This is a genomic window from Gilliamella sp. B2824, assembly GCF_026536245.1.
GTDB lineage: Bacteria > Pseudomonadota > Gammaproteobacteria > Enterobacterales > Orbaceae > Gilliamella.
The window spans coordinates 14,156-34,541 of record NZ_JAFNON010000003.1 but is presented as its reverse complement, the minus strand read 5'-3'; the positions used below and the strand labels follow the sequence as shown (position 1 = coordinate 34,541).

Genomic DNA, 20,386 nt, shown 5'->3' with positions numbered 1-20,386 from the left:
TCCTTAAATTAAACAGCTACAAAATTTGTGGCTGTTTAATTAACGAATTCTTTTTCGTTTTATCGCTCTTAGTACAAATATACTTCCCTCCAACGCTAAAACACAAACAGATAACCAAATAAATCCATATGAAATAATATGCTGTGATGAGATAGATTCGTGTAAGAATAATAAAGAAACACAAGTTAGTAAAACCGGCTCTACATAGCCGAGCAATCCAAATAAGCCCATAGGTAGTAACCTTCTGGCAACAAAATACATAGCAAATGCAATAGCGGTAATTATCCCCAGCATAGGGATAAAGATATGAAAATGGGTTAAATCATGAATAATTTGTTGTACGTTATAATTGAAAATAAAATAACTAAGGCAACCTAAAAAAATGAAGAAAAAATCTGAAAAGGTCCCTGATATGCCTTCTATTTTTAGTTTTCTTCTTGTCATAAAGTAAATTGGATAACCAAGTGCTATCACGGCTGTTTCCCATGAAAAAGCGCTTGTTGTGTAAATTTCTAAACAGACACCAATAGCGGCAAACGTGACAGCAATTTTTTGAAAAAATGTTAATGTTTCTCCATAGAAAACTTTGCCAAAAATAACCATCGCTAAGGGTAATAAAAAATATCCCAAAGATGCAGATAAACCATGGCCATTAAGCGGTGCCCAAATAAAAATAAGCATTTGGATGGTCAGAAGTAATGAGGATGCTATCAATCCTAAAAGTAATACTGGTCGTTGTTTTATTCGCAAAAATAGATCAGCAATAGCTGACCATTGTTTTTCAAAACAGATAAGAATAATAATTGCTGGAAAAGACGTTAATAATCGCCAGCAAAAAATATCGACAACCGAAAGCGGCTGTAGTAATACTGGATAATAATAAAGTAATCCAAAAAGACATGATGCAAGTATTGAAAGGACAACACCTTTTATCATTTTTTCACCTAAATTAATAAAAAAATAGCGCTATTAGTAGCGCTATCTTAAGCTAAATTGATTTATCTTTAACCAATCACTTCTACGCCATTCATATAGGGTACTAACACTGATGGTACTTTGATAGATCCATCAGCCTGTTGATAGTTTTCCATAATCGCAACAAGAGTTCGTCCTACCGCTAATCCAGAACCATTTAAGGTATGAACTAGGTAAGTTTTATTATCTGCTTTATTGCGATAACGTGCTTGCATTCGACGAGCTTGGAAATCCCACATATTTGAACAAGACGAAATTTCGCGATAAGTATTTTGAGCTGGCACCCATACTTCAAGATCGTAGGTTTTACATGAGCCAAAGCCCATATCACCGGTACATAATACGATTTTTCGATAAGGCAGCTCAAGTAGCTGTAATACCTTTTCAGCATGCCCAGTTAGCTCTTCTAATGCTTTCATGGACTCTTCAGGTTTGACAATCTGAACAAGCTCCACTTTATCAAATTGATGCATTCGAATTAAGCCACGGGTATCTTTACCATAAGAACCCGCTTCAGAGCGGAAACAAGGCGTATGAGCCGTCATTTTTAATGGTAATACACTTTCATCTAGAATTTCATCTCGCACTAAATTGGTAACGGGTACTTCTGCTGTCGGGATTAATGCATAATTACTGCTTTCAGCCTCTTCATCAAGTGGTTTAGTGTGAAATAGGTCACCTGCAAATTTTGGTAATTGCCCAGTGCCAAATAGGGTAGCTTTATTGACGAGGTAAGGCACATAGATTTCTTCATAACCATGTTGCTCAGTATGAAGATCTAGCATAAATTGCGTTATTGCTCGATGTAGACGTGCAATTTGTGATTTCATAACAACAAAACGTGCACCGGTAAGTTTTACACCAGCAGCAAAATCAAGCCCACCAAAACGTTCACCTAATGCAACATGATCAAGCACAGGAAAATCAAATGTTCTTGGTGTACCAAAACGAGATACTTCGACATTGTCATTCTCATCTTTGCCATCAGGAACGGAATCATCAGGAATATTCGGAATATTTGATGCAATATCTTTGATTTGGTTAAGTAAGATTTCAAGCTCTGCTTTTGCGGTATTGAGCTTTTCACCAAGTTTATTGACTTCTTCACGTACAGCCGTGATATCTTCACCTCGAGCTTTTGCTTCACCAATAGCTTTAGAGCGGGCATTACGTTCAGCCTGTAAATTTTCAGTTTCAACTTGTAAAACTTTTCGTTTTTCTTCTAGTTGACTTAGTGTTTCAACGTCTAATTTAAATCCGCGTCGAGATAATTTTTGGGCAACAAGATCTAATTCATTTCGAAGTAAGTTTGGATCCAACATAAAAAAAGTCCATTATTATTTATTAAAGCTATCTATCTACTTGAACCGTTATTTTAATCTAGCTAACAACATATATAAATAAAAAAGTAGATTGATAAAAGATATAAAGTTTGTGAGCTTAGTATACTAGAATTATGCCGGGATTCAACCGAAATGGCGCACCCGAAGGGATTCGAACCCCTGACCGCTCGGTTCGAAGCCGAGTGCTCTATCCAGCTGAGCTACGGATGCGTGTAAGTTCGTAAAAAAATGGTGCATCCGAAGGGATTCGAACCCCTGACCGCCCGGTTCGTAGCCGGGTACTCTATCCAGCTGAGCTACGGATGCGTTTTAGAATTTTTTAAAATGGTGCATCCGAAGGGATTCGAACCCCTGACCGCCCGGTTCGTAGCCGGGTACTCTATCCAGCTGAGCTACGGATGCATATTTTAAATTTTTTAAAAATGGCGGTGAGAGAGGGATTCGAACCCTCGATGCAGCTTTTGACCGCATACTCCCTTAGCAGGGGAGCGCCTTCAGCCTCTCGGCCATCTCACCAAAACAACTGTGATTTGGTTTCAACAACAAAATCACAATGTGTGGCGCACATATTACGTTCTAGAAAAAATAAGTCAAACATTTTTTCGTTTGCGCGCACTAGTTGTTTATTTCCTGCCCAATATTACTCTTTGGGCTCAGATATCTCATCAATTTTGTCTTGCGAATGATGGATTCTGTTATATATTTCTTCTCTATGGATAGAAACTTCTTTAGGGGCATTGATACCAATTCTGACTTGGTTACCTTTGACGCCTAAAATAGTAATGACTACATCGTCACCAATAATTAATGTTTCACCTACTCTCCTAGTTAAAATTAACATTAGATCTCCTAATATCAGTTAAGTATATATCCAAACAATTTTAAGATATAGCTTCGTCAGCCTTCCATCGGTGAGACAGAAAGACGGAATTTTACAGAATACACTCTAATGTTTAATTAATATTCACTTGAGTATATCTGGCTAACTTGCTTGTAATTTATTACTGATTTCCTTTTTTACAGAAGATAAAGCTTCTGGTAACGCCGAAAGATCCATTCCACCTGCTTGAGCGAAATCAGGCCGCCCACCGCCCTTACCACCTACTTTTAATGCTAATTGAGAAACTAATTCGCCAGCTTTAACAATGCCTAATAAGTCATTAGTTACACCAGCTGCTAAATTGATTTTGCCATCATTGACAGCAGCTAAAACTATGACACCTGTTTTTAATTGATTTTTAAGATCATCAATCATTGTGCGTAATAGCTTAGCTTCGACGTTATCAAGTTTAGCAATTAGTAAGTTCTTATTATTGATTTTTTCACATTGATTTAACAATTGTTGGCTTTCTTGGCTAGCTTTTTCAGCCTTCAATTGCTCAATAGTTTTTTCTAACACTTTAGTTTGATCAATTAATTGTTCAACTCGTGTTAAAATTGTCGATTTGTCACTTTTTATCAGTGATCCAATTTGATTTAACAAATTAGCTTCATAATGGATGTATTCCATCGCATTTTGCCCAGATGTTGCCTCAATTCTTCTTACACCAGAAGCGATGCTCGACTCAGAAGTGATTTTAAATAAACCTATATCACCGGTTCTACTAACGTGAGTACCACCACAAAGTTCGATTGAAAAATCACCCATCGTTAATACGCGTACAATTTCTTCGTACTTTTCGCCGAATAATGCCATTGCACCTTTGCTTTTTGCTTGATCAATTGGCATTAATTCTATCTCAACAGGTAAGTTGCGACGTATCTGCTGGTTGACCAGATTTTCGATTTCAATCAGTTGCTCTGTTGTAATTGCTTGATTGTGCGAAAAGTCAAAACGTAAGTAACTATCATTAACCAAGGAACCTTTTTGATGAACATGCTTACCTAATATTTGTTGTAATGCCGCTTGTAATAAATGTGTGGCTGAGTGGTTACGACGAATACGTTCCCTTAGTTCAACATCAATAGCTGCTGTTACTGTATCACCAACTTTTAATGATCCTTTAGCAATATTGCCTATATGTCCAATACTTTTACCATATTTTTGGCAATCGATAACTTTAAATTCAACATTTGCAGCAGTTAACACGCCTTTATCGCCAATTTGTCCACCTGACTCGCCATAAAAAGGTGTTTTGTCTAGAACAATGATGGCTTCATCACCTTCATTAATACTTTCGACTTTGTGGCCACCTTGGAAAATGGCAATCACTTTACCTGAAGCTTCAGTTTCCTGATAACCTAAAAATTCGGTTTTATCATCAAGCTTAATAACATTACTGTAATCGACACTAAATGCACTAGATTCACGAGCTCGCTTACGTTGCTCTTCCATACATTTATTAAATCCATCTTCATCAATTGTGATGTTTTTTTCTCGACATACATCGGCTGTTAAATCCAATGGAAAGCCATATGTATCATAAAGTTTAAAGGCAATCTCACCCGGCAACACAGAACCAGTTATTTTACCTAATTCTTGATCGAGTAAAAATAATCCACGTTCAAGAGTTTTTAGGAATTGTTCTTCTTCGGTTTTAAGGGTATTTTCAACCATTTTTTGGTTATGCGCTAATTCTGTTGCAGCGCTGCCCATCACCTCAATTAATGGTTTAACTAGTTTATAAAAGAAAATATCTTTTGCACCAAGCATATGACCATGTCGTACTGCTCGTCGAATAATACGACGCAATACATAGCCTCGACCTTCATTAGAAGGCATTACGCCATCTGAAATTAGAAAAGCACAAGAACGGATATGGTCCGCTATAACACGTAGTGATTTACTTTCTAAGTCTTTAGTTTGAATGATTTGAGCCGTATCTTTAATGAGTTTTTTGAACAAATCAATTTCATAGTTAGAGTTAACATGTTGCAAAACTGCTGCAATTCGTTCTAATCCCATACCGGTATCGACAGACGGTTTAGGTAAAGGTTCCATAGTCCCATCAGGATGGCGATTAAATTGCATAAATACAATGTTCCAGATTTCAATAAATCGGTCACCATCTTCTTCAGCACTACCTGGAGGTCCTCCCCAAATATGATCGCCATGATCGTAAAATATTTCGGTACAAGGTCCACAGGGCCCTGTATCACCCATTTGCCAAAAATTATCTGAAGCATAAGGTGCGCCCTTGTTATCACCTATGCGGATAATACGTTCTTTAGGTATACCAATTTCGTTTTGCCAAATAGAGTAGGCTTCATCATCAGTTTCATAAACAGTGACAGTTAATTTTTCTTTAGGAAGATTAAACCATTCTTTACTGGTTAATAACTCCCAAGCAAAATGAATCGCATCATGTTTGAAATAATCACCAAAACTAAAATTACCTAACATTTCGAAAAATGTATGATGTCGTGCAGTATAACCTACATTATCAAGGTCATTATGTTTTCCGCCAGCTCGTACACACCGCTGTGCTGTAGTTGCTCGCGTGTAGGAACGCTTATCTATTCCAAGAAATACATCTTTAAATTGATTCATTCCTGCATTAGTAAACAAAAGAGTTGGATCATTATGTGGAACAAGGGAACTACTTGCGACAATTTCGTGTCCTTTGCTATGGAAAAAGTCAAGAAAATTTTGACGAATTTCTGCAGTGCTTTTCATTTAGGCTTCCATATTAAACGATAGATTTTTAAACATAGTAATATACCCGTTACAACTAAAGTTGAAAAGTAAATATTCTTTATACTGCGGTGAATCTAACTAATATAACAAGTAAATATAAGGAAAAATAAAAATGATATAGTGAGCTTTCTTTGTAATGGGCTGTGTTTAACTTAACTGTATTATATTCTAGGTATTATACAAACTTAAGTCAATAAATTACATGCGGTTTTAATATTATCTTGGCTATAGCCTCTAGCAGTTAAAAATTGAATTACTTTCTGTTTTTGGCGATAATCTTCTTTAATATCAATGTGTTTAAACTTTTTCAATAATTGTTGATGAGCAATTTCACTCCAATTAATATCTGTTATTTGTAATAGTTCACGGCTCAAATCGACGTCTAGGCCACGCTGTTTTAATTCTAATGCAATTTTATATTGACCATAACCTTTACATGCACGCATAGCAATATATTTTTCGATATATTGTCTATCATTCATCCAATTGTGATCGATACAATATTGAATAACCTCAGAGGTTTCTATTTTTAATTGATTTAACTGTTCATGATATTCATCTTCTGAGCATTGTATCTTTTTAGCAAAGAATTGCACTATTTTGTTGTGTAATTCATAAGATGAATGATCGCGCTGTGCAAGTAATTGCACAGCTTTATTTAAAATTGACTTATTGATTTTTTTATTCATAACTAAAAGTTGTTATCTTCTTCTGATAAAACTTCGTCCTCATCAGCAGAGAAAACAGCAGGGCTATTTAGTAATAAATCTCGTAATTTGGTTTCAAGTTCTTGGGCGATTTCGGGATGCTCTTGTAAAAACTTGATAGAGTTAGCTTTTCCTTGACCAACTTTTTCACCGTTATAGCTGTACCATGCGCCAGCTTTATCAACAAGCTTATGTTTTACACCTAAATCAATTAATTCACCTTCTTTAGAAATACCACATCCATAAAGAATTTGGAATTCAGCTTGTCTAAATGGCGCCGCCACTTTGTTTTTGACCACTTTTACACGGGTATCACTACCAATCACATCTTCGCCTTCTTTAACAGCACCAGTGCGACGGATATCTAAACGCACAGAGGCATAAAATTTAAGTGCATTACCACCGGTTGTTGTTTCTGGATTACCAAACATAACACCAATTTTCATACGAATTTGGTTAATAAATACGACTAAGCAATTAGCATTTTTAATGTTAGCAGTTAATTTACGTAATGCTTGTGACATTAAGCGGGCTTGTAATCCCATATGAGAGTCGCCCATTTCACCTTCGATCTCTGCTTTTGGTGTTAGAGCAGCAACAGAGTCGACGATAATGACATCTACAGCACCAGATCGTACTAATGCATCACAAATTTCAAGCGCTTGTTCGCCGGTATCGGGTTGTGAAACTAATAAATCATCAACTTGCACACCTAATTTTGCTGCATAAATTGGATCTAAAGCATGCTCAGCATCGATGAAAGCACACGTTTTCCCTTCTTTTTGTGCTTGCGCAATAACAGATAAAGTTAATGTAGTTTTTCCTGATGATTCTGGTCCAAAGATTTCGACAATTCTACCCATTGGTAGCCCGCCAATTCCTAATGCGATATCAAGCCCTAATGAACCAGTTGAAACCGCGTCAACATCTAACGTTTGGGTATCCCCTAAACGCATAATTGAACCTTTACCAAATTGTTTTTCTATTTGACTTAATGCTGCTGAAAGTGCACGTTGTTTGTTTTCGTTCATATTATAAAATTCCGATTAGTAAGGATATTGATGTACATTATACTGTATTGTTATACAGTATCAAGTTTTTTTTATGTTTAATAAGCATTTAATTAGTAGTAGCAACTAGTTGATAATATTTTACTTATTGATAATGAAATAATAGAGTAAAGTTTGGGTTTAAAGATGCTTGTATCTCAACTTTTATCAAATATGGCTTTTAAAATTTTATACAGTTAACTAGAGTTTTATTGTTAGGATAGATTTAATTTTATCATCAAATTGTAGCAATTTGCTTAGGTAATACTTTCATAAAAAAAAACCATTTGTTATGATTAGCAGCGAAACATCTTAACCATTATATGTAGTGTGTTGAAGTAATTATTCCCAATAGTTGTTTTCGAATTAATGAATCAATTTTTTAATGAAATATAATGTTAACTAGAAAAAACGTTATCAATTAAGGCTATTATTTATTGTAATTAAGGAAAATAATGACCATCGCTCAACCTCATTACGTATTATGTTCAAATTGTGATTTACTCACTGAACTTTCACCAGTCACGTCAGGACACAAAGCCGTATGTCCTCGCTGCAACACAACGTTGATAAAAAAAAATATTAATATGAAATTTAGAGCAACGATGTATGCAGTTTGTTCTTTGATTATGATTGTTATTGCTTGCAGATTTGTTTTTATTGATATACGCTTAGTAGGCAATTTTAATGGTGTGAGTATTTTAGATATTCCTAGTATTATGTTCTTTGACAGGTACAGTTATCTATCTGCGTTATTTATTGTATTTGTTCTAGCTTTTCCTATTTTTAATCTTGCTATTATCACTGTCCTTTGTTCTAAATTGCCATTGTCAAAATATCGAAAAAGAGATCTATTAATTGCTTATGAAAAATTACAACATTGGTGTATGCCTGAAATATTTTTAACCGGTATTTTGGTGAGTTTTGTTAAGTTAATGAGTTACGGTAGCATTGGTGTAACTGAAACTTTTTGGGCCTTTTGTTTGTTTGTCTTTTTTTATATAAAAGCTGATGTGATTTTTTCACCAGAAACGATTTGGAACGAAATCCATAACAATAATTTTGCGAGTGATGAATTAAAAGTAGGTAAGACAGGAATTTGTCAGCATTTAAAACTGTGTCATTATTGTGAAGCGATTTTACCTGAACATTATGTCAAATGTCCTCGTTGTAAACAAAAAAGCCAAACAAGAAATAGAAATAAAATACAATGGACTATTGCTTTATTAGTGACATCGTTAATTATCTATATTCCAGCTAATTTGTTTGGAATTATGATAACAGTTGTTTTTGGTTCGCCATCAAGTTCTACCATTCTTGATGGTGTTATTTATATGTGGCAAGCAGGTGATATACCGGTTGCATTAGTCATTTTTATCGCCAGTGTAGTTATTCCGATTTTGAAAATTATTTCGCTTAGCTGGCTTTGTTATTTTGCTTTAGCAGCCAAGAAAAAACATAGACATAATTGTCTAAAAATGAAGAAACTATATACAGTTGTTGAATTTATTGGCAAATGGTCAATGATTGATATTTTTGTGGTATCGGTTGTCTGTTCTTTGGTTAGAAATCAGCAAATGATGGGTGTTTACCCCGACATAGGCGTAATATTTTTTGCAACAGTGGTGATTATTACCATGATTGCATCACAAAATTTTGATCCTCGATTAATTTGGGATCGTACATCGAATAAAAAAATAGAATAATAGGAACAATATGGTAACAACAAGTAAATTAGCAAAAATAATTAAAATCAGAGCTATTTCAGCAATATGGATAATACCAATTGTCACTGCTGTTGTTGGGCTTTGGATTATTTATTCTCATTATGCTGACCGTGGCACCCCATTTACCTTACTTGCTAAAGATGCAAGTGGTATTGTTGCAGGTAAAACGGTAATCAAAAATCGCAGTGTCGATGTGGGTATTGTTGATGAAGTAACCCTATCGGATGATTACAACCAAGTGGTGGTTAAAGGTCGAATCTATAACGATATGAAACCATTACTTAAAAATGATTCAATATTTTGGGTTGTGAAACCCGAGATAGGTCGAGATGGTGTTACCGGTTTGAACACTATCTTGTCAGGTGTATATATTGAGTTAGCATCAGGTAATGATACACATAGCTTTAAAAATAATCCTTTTATTTTATCAGATACACCACCGTTATCTGACCCTAGTATCAAAGGTATACGGTTGAATTTAGAAAGTGATCAAAATGGTGTTGTTCCTCGTGGTGCTTCGGTTATGTTTCATGGTTATCGTGTTGGGAATGTTGAAACATCACAGTTTGATGTTAATTCACGAAAAATGAAATATCAAATTTTTATCACTCAACCTTATGATGCATTAGTGACCCAAAACGTACGTTTTTGGAAAGAAGGTGGTGTTAATTTAACGTTATCATCAATGGGTGCGAGTTTAAATGTGCCTTCATTGGATGTTTTATTGTCTGGCGGCATCAGTTTTGATCTACCGGATGGATCAAAATTAGGCGCCCCTGCTGAGCAATATTCTGTATATAAGTTATATGAAAATAAAAAATCCATTCAAGATTCACAGTATACTGAATATAAAGAATTTCTTATTATGCTCTCTGATTCAATATCAGGGCTTTCTGAAGGCGCACCGGTCGAATATCATGGTATTCGATTAGGAACAGTTTCGAAGGTTCCATTTTATACCCCAGAAATGTTAGAACAATCTTCAATTCTTAATCAAAAAGTTCCTGTTCTGATAAGGATTGAACCAGATCGCTTGTCGGAACTTGTAGATCAGAAGATAGATATTGCTACACTTATTATGGATGAGCAAAAAAATGGCTTAAGGGCATCTTTGAAAACATCAAATATGTTTACTGGTGCACTTTATATCGATCTGGATTTCTATTCTGATTTAAAAAATAAGTATGATGTTAAAAAGTCAAAACAATTTGGTTACGACACGATTGACACCACATCAACAGGCATTGCTCAAATACAAGCTAAAATTATACAATTACTTGATAATTTTAATAATTTACCACTTAATAACACGATGTCTCAATTTAATAAATCACTTGCTTCAAGCGAGCGGTTAATGAACTCGATAAATCAAATTATGGCAAGCAAAGAAATGCAAAATATGCCAAAAGATCTTCAAAAGGCAATGCGTTCATTAAATGAGACCATGAAAGGATTACAACCAGGTTCTGATTTAAATAATCAAATGAAAGAAAGTCTACAAAAAGTGCAACAAATGATGGATGAATTAACGCCATTACTTAATACCCTCAATGATAAAAGTAATGCATTGATTTTTTCTGCACCGAATAAGAAAGATCAAGAACCTAAAGCTAAAGGTAAAAAATGATGGTTAAAATAATACGACACCTAATCTCAATTGTTGTTGCAATATCACTGAGTTTATTAGTGGGATGTTCTTCTAATGCGCCAAGCAAAAGCTATTTTCAATTAGCGAGTGATTTACCTGAGCAAACGTCACACACAATGAAAAAAACTCAGCATTTTATTTGGATTGAAACGGTAGATGTGGCAAATTTTTTAAATAAGCCTGGAATTGTTTTGCAAACAGACGATATTAAATATGTAACTGCTTCAAACCATCTTTGGGCATCAACGTTATCGCAACAACTTCAAGATCGCGTCGTTCAAGACTTAAGTGTTTTTCTTCCTGATTATTTAGTTTCCAGTAAATCACTGTCAACACCAACTTTAACGGTAAAACTCTTTATTGACGGTTTTCATGGTAGTTATTCAGGCGATGCCCTTATCAAAGGAAGATGGGTTATAACAGATAGTCATAATAACATTGAGACAAAACCCTTTGAACGCCATGTTGCTCTTATGACCAATGGTTATGATGCATTGGTTAAAGCGTTATCTAAAGGTTGGCAAGAAGAAGAACAAGATTTTGCTAATTCAATCACGCGTTAATTTAAAAAATTCATATTCCGTCAGTAATATGACGGAATATGAATCGTTATTTAAGTTAAATTGTGTTTGAATTGATTAAATACTTCATTATCTATTTCCACCCATTTACGCACACTATTTATAAAAGCAATTTTTTGTGCTTTTAATAGGTGGGCTTTAGTGATGACTTGTTCTACCAAATGGTGATTGTTTATATAATATTGCCGCATCGTTCCGGGCAATAACCCCGAACTGACAACAGGGGTGACCCACTGTTGATTGATAAATAAGGCAATATTGCCATTAACGAATTCGGTAATTTCGCCTTTTTCATTGAAATTAATATACTCATGTCCTTTGGTAATATGCATAAAATGTTGCCGGTTCGTTGTTTTGTGGTACAGATAAACATTATTGCTATTGACACAATTTGGCGCCAACGTTATTTTATTTAACAACATACCACAATCAATTTTATCAATATCTAAGTGATAACTACCGTCCTCAATTTTCAGTAACAACCTGACTTTATAGTTACCTTCGCGATACCGATTTGCTAACTCAACGAGCTGAAATTTTATTGATTTTGTATCACACTGAACATCAAAATAATTAGCAGAATCAGCAAGCCTAGCTAAATGCTCTTCTAATAAAAAAAATTGGCCTTCTTCAAGTAACAAAGATTCAATAATCGCATCAGGAATTGATGACTTACGGGTTAATATAGCTGTTTTAGCGAGGATTTCGTCGTACTCATCTTCTGCGGTTGAATCCCATGTAATTCCACCCCCAACGCCATAACTCATTTGTTGATTATGAATAGTTAATGTTCGTATTGGTATATTAAATGTTGCTTGCTGCATATATGGATTAATATAGCCGATTGTGCCACAGTAAACCCCACGTGGTGAATTTTCAATATTGGCAATAATTTGCATAGTACTTGTTTTTGGTGCACCAGTGATTGAACCACAAGGAAAGATAGCTTGAAAAATCTGATATAACCGAATATTTTCTTTTAATCTTCCCTGAATTGTTGAAGTTAATTGCCAAACAGTTGGATATTTTTCTGCAGTAAATAATTGAGGAACAGTGACAGATCCTGGCTCTGATATTTGACTTAAATCATTGCGCAGCAGATCGACTATCATCATATTTTCAGCGAGATTTTTTTCTGACATTAATTGCGATAATTGTTGGGCATCTTGTTGCTGATTTATCCCTCGTTTCGTTGTCCCTTTCATCGGTTTTGTGGTTATTAATCTGTTTTCTATTTTAAAAAATAGCTCGGGCGATATCGATAAAATGTGATAATCATCAAATTCTAAATATGCACAATAATTGGCAAAATTATTTTTTTGTAAAAAATGATAGTAATCAAGGGGTGATTGTGTAAAAGGTGCTTTAAATGCAATCGTATAGTTAGTTTGATAGGTATTGCCCAATTCAATTTGTTCACGGATATAATTGATCTTTTGTTGATATTCATTAATTGTAGTGTCACTCATCAATTCAAGTGATTGTGGGGTGTAATCATGATATGGTAAAGACTCAACACTGGAATACTGATCAAAAATACCAAATAACAGTAAAGGTAAATCTTGGTTATTATGGCGATTAATTTTGGTTTGATTTGATTGATTTAATCCCATCGCTGCTTCATAAGCTAAATAACCAACAGCATAATAGCCTTGTTGGATAAATCCTTCGATCTCCTGTAAATGTTGATTGACTAATGAGGTATCATTAGTCTTTATTATCGAGATTGGGTTGCAAAAATACTTATGCTGACCTTCGAAGTCGATATATATTCTCATGTTATTATTTACCTATGTACAAAATTATAAATGATTTGTAAACCAAACTCAGTTTTAATTGCTTCAGGATGGAATTGCACGGATTCGATAGGTAATATTTTATGACGTAATCCCATAATTATTCCTTGTTTATTGCGCGCAGTAATCATAAGAGGGGATTTATCAAAAGGTAAATTATCATAGGCAATTAAGGAGTGGTAACGAACAACTGATAAGGGGTTTTTAATGTCTTTAAATAACCCTTGACCATCATGAACTATTTTATCAATTTTGCCATGCATTGGTTGTGGCGCTTTTCCAATTTGATACCCATAGTATTGGGCAATAGCTTGGTGACCAAGACAAATTCCAAGTATTGGACAGGTATTAGAAAATTCGGCAATAACCTCAAGTGATATGCCTGCCTGATTCGGTGTCCCGGGTCCTGGTGAAATAACGATTTTAGTAAAATCGAGTTGTTTTAATTCAGTAATCGACATTTCATCGTTTTTAATTACTTTTACATTAGCACCCACTCGGCACAAGTAGTCGTAAATATTAAAAGTGAAAGAATCATAGTTATCAATGAGTAAAATCAAAATAGTATCCACTTTTTATCAGTCATTAACGTTATTACAAATTTGCGTTAATCAAAAATCACATGCGAGCCTTCATTATACAAACAACTTTTTAAAAAAGAGACGTTCTTTTCAATTGATGTTTTATTTTCACTCTTATTTTTTGATATCAACCAGTTAGCTTTTCTTGAATTTTTACCAAATTGAGTCTCTTTTTGTGACAGTAATCACAAATACATACAACTCTACTTGTATGGTAGTATTTAATCGATTAATTTGTTGCTACACAAATTAATTATGAGGTATTCAATGAAAATCGTAAAAGCAGACGTTTTTGTTTGTAGTCCTGGCAGAAACTTTGTCACATTAAAAATTACAACAGATGAGGGTGTATATGGAGTAGGTGATGCGACGCTCAATGGACGTGAGCTTTCCGTCGCATCATATCTTAAAGATCATCTTTGCCCACAATTAATTGGACGAGATGCCAGTCAAATAGAAGATATCTTTCAATATTTTTATAAAGGTGCCTATTGGCGTCGAGGCCCTGTGACGATGTCAGCGATATCAGCAATTGATATGGCATTATGGGATATCAAAGGTAAAGTTGCCAATATGCCCCTTTATCAATTATTAGGTGGTGCTTCTCGCACCGGTGTAATGGTGTATTGCCATACTACAGGTAAAGATATTGAAGAAGCATTAGATGATTATGCTAAACATAAAGAAATGGGCTTTAAGGCCATTCGAGTGCAGTGTGGCATACCGGGAATGAAAACCACCTACGGTCAAAGTAAAGGTAAAAACTTAGCTTATGAACCGGCAACACGAGGTAACTATCCAGAAGAGCAGTTTTGGGCAACCGACAAATATCTTGATTTCACACCAAAATTATTCGAGGCAGTGAGGAATAAATTTGGTTTTAACGAACATTTATTGCATGACATGCACCATCGTCTAACACCAATTGAAGCGGCTCGATTTGGTAAAAGTGTTGAAGATTATCGTCTATTTTGGATGGAAGACCCAACACCAGCCGAAAATCAAGAATGTTTCCGTTTAATTCGTCAACACACTGTAACCCCCATTGCTGTAGGTGAAGTATTTAACAGTATTTGGGACTGTAAACAGTTAATTGAAGAACAGCTTATTGACTACATCCGAACCACAATAACCCATGCAGGCGGCATAACTCATATGCGTCGAATAGCTGATTTTGCGTCGCTTTATCAAGTTAGAACTGGCTCACATGGTCCATCAGATTTATCACCAATCTGTCATGCCGCTGCACTTCATTTTGATATGTGGGTACCTAACTTTGGTGTTCAAGAATTTATGGGTTACTCAGAGCAGATGTTAGAAGTCTTCTCGCCAAACTGGACCTTTACTGATGGTTATATGCACCCAAGTAACAAACCAGGTTTAGGTATCGATTTTGATGAAAAACTAGCGCAAAAATATCCATACAACCCAGCCTATTTGCCAATTGCTCGTCTTGAAGATGGCACATTGTGGAATTGGTAAGTTAAGGAGTTTATATGAAAAGTATTGTAATAAAACAGCCTAATGAACTCGTTATTGAGGAACGTGAAGTTCGTTTATCAGGTTAACGAACAGGTCAAGTTACGATACTTTTTATGAAAATATAACAATCTAATTTTTTAAATATTACATCCAGAATAGATGAAAAAAGAAGTATTAAAGTGTCCATAAAATAATGCATCGGTCATTTTAAATCTATATTGGATATGTGTGTTCTTATTTGGATATAGAACTAGTGTTACAACTATCTATATGCAAAGGGGATTTTATTTGTGCACAACGAGGTAATAAAATATGTTTTTTATACATGAAAATTTTCTATTAAATAGCAAAGCAGCACAAAAATTATACCATGAATTTGCCGAAAATTTGCCCATCATTGATTATCATTGTCACTTGGATCCAAAAGAAATTGTTGAAAATAAAAAATTTGATTCAATCTATGACTTATGGTTGTCGGGCGATCATTACAAATGGCGAGCTATGAGAGCCAATGGTGTTGATGAAGAGTTCATTACAGGTAATGCATCACCTTTACAAAAATTTAAAGCCTGGAGTGAAACTCTTGAAAACACCATCGGTAATCCTTTGTTTCATTGGAGTCATCTTGAGTTAGCTAACTATTTTGATATTACTCAATCATTAAATGCTAAGAATTATAATGAAATATGGGAACAATGTAATCATATTTTAAAAGAAAAAAATTATACAGCCCAACGACTGATCAGTTTGTCAAATGTCGAAGTTATTTGTACTACTGATTCCCCTTTAGATAGCTTAGAACATCATGATGACATAAAAAAGCAGCATGATTTTAAAACTAAAGTGCTACCAACATTTAGACCAGATGAAGCATTGGATAGTGATGGTGAAAAATTTATTACTTTTGTCCAACATCTTGAAAAAAAATCATCAGTTAAAATCAATAATTTTAGTGATTACTTAACAGCTTTAGAAAATCGAGTTGAATATTTTCATCAAAAGGGTTGTCGATTATCTGATCATGGATTGATGAGCATTGAATTTTACCCAAGTGACCTTGAAACACAAAATAGGTTATTTGAGAAAAAGATGAATAACATTGCTTTGGATAAAGTTGAGAAAATCCAATATAAATCAGCAGTATTAATTGCATTATCTGGTTTTTATCATAAAAGAAATTGGACTATGCAAATTCACTTTGGTGTAGTTCGCAACAACAATATGATCATGCTCAATAAAGTTGGTATCAATGCTGGATTTGATTCTATTTGTGATCAACAAAATTTAGCAATTAATTTAAATCAACTATTTAATAAAATGAATGAATTAAATTCATTACCTAAAACGATTATCTATAATTTAGATCCTAGTGTGAATGATATTGTTGCCTCAGCAATTGCGAATTTTCAAAAATCAGGATTAGTAAAATCCAATATGCAATATGGAGCTGGATGGTGGTTCAGTGATACTAAAAGAGGAATGTTAAGACAACTTACCACCCTTGCCGACCATGGATTATTAATGAATTTTGTTGGAATGTTAACAGATTCAAGAAGTTTCATCTCTTATACCCGTCATGAATATTTCCGCCGTATCTTATGTAATTTAATTGGTAAATGGGTTACAGACGGAGAAGTACCAGAAGATTATCAATTGCTAGGAAAACTGGTTACGGGCATTTGCTATAAAAATGCGCTTTCCTATTTCGAATTTTAAGTTCGAAGCTAACTTGCAACATAGATCTTTAAAAAAAGTAAATAAAGATTTGATTATCAAATTAAGGAATAAAGAATGGATACACAAATAAATAAAAAAAGGAAAATAACACTTCCTATTGCCATTGGTTATGGTTTAACCGACATCATGGGTGGAGGTGCTTTTTCAATTATTGGTGCATGGTTACTATTTTTTTACACAACTTTTGTAGGATTAACACCATTAGAAGCAGCGTCCATTGTTGCTATTGCAAGAATTGTTGATGCAATTGTCAGTCTATTTATGGGCAGTTTTACTGATCACTTCTATAAATATAAATTGGGTCAAAAGTTTGGTCGTAGACGATTTTTCTTATTAATTGGTTCGCCATTGATGTTACTTTATGTATTATTATGGATAGTTGGTATGAATTTTTGGTTCTATCTTACTGCTTATTTGGCTTTTGAAATCGTCGCTGCAATAGTGCTTATTCCATGGGAAACACTTCCATCTGAAATGACTAAGGACTACAACGACAGAACTAAATTATCAACCGGAAGAATGTTCTTGTCCGCTTGTGGTACTTTTTTAGCAACCTTTGTTCCTGGCATTTTAATTAGTTATTTTGGTGAAAATAATGCCTATGCCTATTTTATTAATGGATTATTCTTTGCAGTAATATTTGCTATTTGTGTATTTATTTCCTATAAAGTTACATGGGAGAGAGAACCAACAGCTGAAATGTTAGCTCACTTACAACAAGCGCCTATCAAAAAAACTCTTGCTGAAAAATTAACAACTTTTAAAAAATTATTTGCTGAATACTTCTCAACTTTTAACATAAAAGCATTTAGACGTCATTTAGCTATTTATTTATTTTCATTTACCGCTAAAGATGTATTTAATACAGTATTTGTTTTTTTCTGTGTATATTGTTTAATTGTTCCATCCTCAGTTGCGGCTGCATTACTTTCACTTAGTATTATAGGTCTACCGATAACATTAATTGCTGGTTTTGCCATGGTAAAATATGGACCAGGTAAATTATATACCTTTTCTTATTCAACAATGATTATTTGTATCATTGGTTTTTACTGTGTCTATATATTTAATCCTGAATCAAAAATATTACTACTTTATGTTTTTGCCGTTTGCTATCAGGCAGGAAGATGTGTGCTTGAGTTTACACCTTGGAATGTATTTCCTTTTATTCCGGATGTAGATGAAATATTAACCAGACAAAGACGAGAAGGATTATATGCTGCGGTGATGACATTTGGTAGAAAAACGACTGTTGCAATTGCTACATTCGTTGTGGGTCTTATTTTACAAAAAGGTGGTTTTGTGCAAGGAAGCCTTACACAAAGTGAACAAGCAATTACCACCATAGGATTATTATTCCTTTGTGGTACCGCTGGGCTGTTATTTATTGCTTTAATTTTTGCACTTACCTTTAAATTAAATAAACAAACTCATGCTATTTTAGTTACTGAGATTGAAAGATTAAGAAATAATGGTGTTAAAGAAGATGTTACCGATGAAACCAGAAAAGTTATTGAGGATTTAACGGGCCATAAATATGAAAATGTTTGGCGTACTGTTTAATAATCTAATTTAATGGAATAAAAAATGAAATTATCAAATCAAACTTTATCACAACTACCTAAAGAGGTAGTTGTCCCAACTTATGATAGAAGCAAAATTAAAACCAAAATTGTTCATCTTGGTTTTGGAGCATTTCATCGAGCTCATCAGGCGGTCTTTGCTGATATTTTAGCTAATGAACACAATAGCGATTGGGGTTATTGTGAAGTTAATTTAATCGGTGGTGAAAAACAGATTGAAGATTTAAAACAGCAAGACTTTTTATTTAGTGTTTGTGAAATGTCTTATGATAACTGGAATACTCGTGTTGTAGGTATTGCAAAAGAAGCATTACATGCAGATATTGATGGAATACACAAAGTCTTAGATGTGATGACTCGTCCAGAAATTGCGATTGTGTCGATCACAGTAACTGAAAAAGGTTATTGCTATTTACCCTCAACAGCATCAATTGATACCAATAATCCATTGATTAATCATGATATTGCTAATCCACATACACCTAAATCGCTTCCTGGTGTTATTGTAGAAGCTTTACGTTTACGTAAAGATCAAGGATTAAAACCTTTCACCGTTATGTCTTGTGACAATATGCCAGAAAATGGACATGTTACTCGTAATGTTGTGTTAGCCTTGGCTAAGCAGCGAGATGAAAATTTAGCGCAATGGATTGCGGATAATGTGGCTTTCCCATCAACGATGGTTGATCGAATTGTACCTGCGGCAACGCCAGAAACAATGGCTAAAATAAAAAAACAACTTGGTGGTATTGATGATTCGGCAGGTATCGCTGGTGAACCATTTAGACAATGGGTGATTGAAGATAATTTCGTGTCTGGCCGTCCTGAATGGCAAAAAGCAGGGGCAGAATTAGTGGATGATGTATTGCCTTATGAAGAGATGAAATTACGTATGTTAAATGGTAGTCATTCCTTTTTGGCTTACTTAGGTTATTTAGCTGGATATTTGCATATAGATGCGTGCATGCAAGATCCTAATTATGTAAAAGCAGCTAGACATTTAATGTTAAATGAACAAGCAACTACATTACGGGTTAAAGGTGTTGATTTAAAAGCTTATGCTGATTCATTACTTGAACGTTATCGCAACACCGGTTTAAAACATCGTACATGGCAAATTGCAATGGATGGAACGTTAAAACTCCCACAACGTATGCTTGATTCTGTTCGTTATCATTTGGCTAATGGTACTCCATTTGATTGTTTAGCCTTGGGTATTGCTGCTTGGATGCGTTATGTGAGTGGCGTGGATGATAATGGTAACGTTATTGACGTTTGCGATCCAGCAGCCGAACAATTAAAAGCGTTGGTTTTAAACAGTTCTGATAATCAAGAACGAGTTAATGCGCTGTTATCTTTAACACATGTTTTTGGAGAGGATCTACCAACAAATCCATTGTTTATTGAGCAGATAACTAACGCTTATCTTTCTTTACGCGACCTAGGCGCAAAAGAGACAGTTAAACAAATCACTCAAAATTTTTAATTCCACTAACAATAATTAATAGCAAAGTGCAATGATCATTAGATGATTGCACTT

At 34.5% G+C, this 20,386-nt stretch carries 15 protein-coding genes and 4 tRNA genes; 7 read left to right on the top strand and 12 right to left on the bottom strand.

The genetic code is table 11. The annotated features are described in order from the left end of the window. Positions 1 to 39 precede the first annotated feature (39 nt). From rarD to recA, 10 genes are all read right to left on the bottom strand, one after another. Complete coding sequence (gene rarD, locus J3U56_RS03845) at positions 40 to 936, bottom strand: EamA family transporter RarD (protein ID WP_267333524.1); 897 nt, start codon at positions 934 to 936, stop codon at positions 40 to 42. A 68-nt stretch (positions 937 to 1,004) separates the two neighbouring features. Further along, entirely contained in the window at positions 1,005 to 2,297 is a 1,293-nt protein-coding gene (gene serS, locus J3U56_RS03840; RefSeq protein WP_267333523.1) for a serine--tRNA ligase, read from the bottom strand. 154 nt (positions 2,298 to 2,451) lie between these two features. Beyond that, positions 2,452 to 2,528 (bottom strand) — tRNA-Arg (locus tag J3U56_RS03835). 19 nt (positions 2,529 to 2,547) lie between these two features. Then, a tRNA-Arg gene (locus J3U56_RS03830) sits at positions 2,548 to 2,624 on the bottom strand. Between the two features lie 19 nt (positions 2,625 to 2,643). Continuing rightward, positions 2,644 to 2,720: transfer RNA gene (locus J3U56_RS03825), tRNA-Arg, on the bottom strand. Between the two features lie 21 nt (positions 2,721 to 2,741). Further along, positions 2,742 to 2,834 (bottom strand) — tRNA-Ser (locus J3U56_RS03820). A gap of 124 nt (positions 2,835 to 2,958) precedes the next feature. Then, a complete protein-coding gene (gene csrA / locus J3U56_RS03815) occupies positions 2,959 to 3,159 on the bottom strand; it encodes a carbon storage regulator CsrA (RefSeq protein ID WP_065633847.1) in 201 nt (66 codons plus the stop codon). Positions 3,160 to 3,300: 141 nt separating this feature from the next. After that, positions 3,301 to 5,934 (bottom strand): alanine--tRNA ligase, encoded by a 2,634-nt coding sequence (gene alaS / locus J3U56_RS03810; protein ID WP_267366778.1) that lies wholly within the window; start codon positions 5,932 to 5,934, stop codon positions 3,301 to 3,303. A gap of 206 nt (positions 5,935 to 6,140) precedes the next feature. Then, the gene (locus tag J3U56_RS03805) at positions 6,141 to 6,644 is read right to left on the bottom strand and encodes a regulatory protein RecX (protein WP_267333521.1); all 504 of its coding nucleotides are present in this window, start codon (positions 6,642 to 6,644) and stop codon (positions 6,141 to 6,143) included. Between the two features lie 2 nt (positions 6,645 to 6,646). Further along, on the bottom strand, positions 6,647 to 7,693 hold the full coding sequence (gene recA / locus J3U56_RS03800) for a recombinase RecA (protein ID WP_267333520.1): 1,047 nt from the start codon (positions 7,691 to 7,693) through the stop codon (positions 6,647 to 6,649). A 473-nt stretch (positions 7,694 to 8,166) separates the two neighbouring features. Here recA and J3U56_RS03795 point away from each other — a divergent pair, with 473 nt between their 5' ends. The 3 genes from J3U56_RS03795 to J3U56_RS03785 are packed head-to-tail and all read left to right on the top strand — an operon-like array spanning position 8,167 to position 11,649. Next, positions 8,167 to 9,417 (top strand): PqiA/YebS family transporter subunit, encoded by a 1,251-nt coding sequence (locus J3U56_RS03795; RefSeq protein ID WP_267366776.1) that lies wholly within the window; start codon positions 8,167 to 8,169, stop codon positions 9,415 to 9,417. 10 nt (positions 9,418 to 9,427) lie between these two features. Further along, on the top strand, positions 9,428 to 11,065 hold the full coding sequence (gene pqiB / locus J3U56_RS03790) for an intermembrane transport protein PqiB (protein WP_267366774.1): 1,638 nt from the start codon (positions 9,428 to 9,430) through the stop codon (positions 11,063 to 11,065). Beyond that, the gene (locus J3U56_RS03785) at positions 11,065 to 11,649 is read left to right on the top strand and encodes an ABC-type transport auxiliary lipoprotein family protein (RefSeq protein ID WP_267343939.1); all 585 of its coding nucleotides are present in this window, start codon (positions 11,065 to 11,067) and stop codon (positions 11,647 to 11,649) included. The genes pqiB and J3U56_RS03785 overlap by 1 nt, the downstream gene beginning before the upstream one ends. 50 nt (positions 11,650 to 11,699) lie before the next feature. Here the strand turns inward: J3U56_RS03785 and pabB are convergent, their stop codons facing one another. Continuing rightward, positions 11,700 to 13,445, bottom strand: a complete 1,746-nt coding sequence (gene pabB, locus J3U56_RS03780; protein WP_267366772.1) for an aminodeoxychorismate synthase component I — start codon at positions 13,443 to 13,445, stop codon at positions 11,700 to 11,702. 8 nt (positions 13,446 to 13,453) lie between these two features. Further along, positions 13,454 to 14,023, bottom strand: coding sequence for an anthranilate synthase component II (locus tag J3U56_RS03775; protein WP_267347612.1), 570 nt, complete (start codon positions 14,021 to 14,023; stop codon positions 13,454 to 13,456). 288 nt (positions 14,024 to 14,311) lie between these two features. Here J3U56_RS03775 and manD point away from each other — a divergent pair, with 288 nt between their 5' ends. From manD to J3U56_RS03755, 4 genes are all read left to right on the top strand, one after another. Then, positions 14,312 to 15,526 (top strand): D-mannonate dehydratase ManD, encoded by a 1,215-nt coding sequence (gene manD, locus J3U56_RS03770; protein ID WP_267366770.1) that lies wholly within the window; start codon positions 14,312 to 14,314, stop codon positions 15,524 to 15,526. 312 nt (positions 15,527 to 15,838) lie between these two features. Next, positions 15,839 to 17,242 (top strand): glucuronate isomerase, encoded by a 1,404-nt coding sequence (gene uxaC / locus J3U56_RS03765; protein ID WP_267366768.1) that lies wholly within the window; start codon positions 15,839 to 15,841, stop codon positions 17,240 to 17,242. 75 nt (positions 17,243 to 17,317) lie between these two features. Then, complete coding sequence (locus J3U56_RS03760) at positions 17,318 to 18,826, top strand: MFS transporter (protein ID WP_267366766.1); 1,509 nt, start codon at positions 17,318 to 17,320, stop codon at positions 18,824 to 18,826. Between the two features lie 24 nt (positions 18,827 to 18,850). After that, on the top strand, positions 18,851 to 20,332 hold the full coding sequence (locus J3U56_RS03755; RefSeq protein ID WP_267366764.1) for a mannitol dehydrogenase family protein: 1,482 nt from the start codon (positions 18,851 to 18,853) through the stop codon (positions 20,330 to 20,332). Positions 20,333 to 20,386 lie beyond the last annotated feature (54 nt).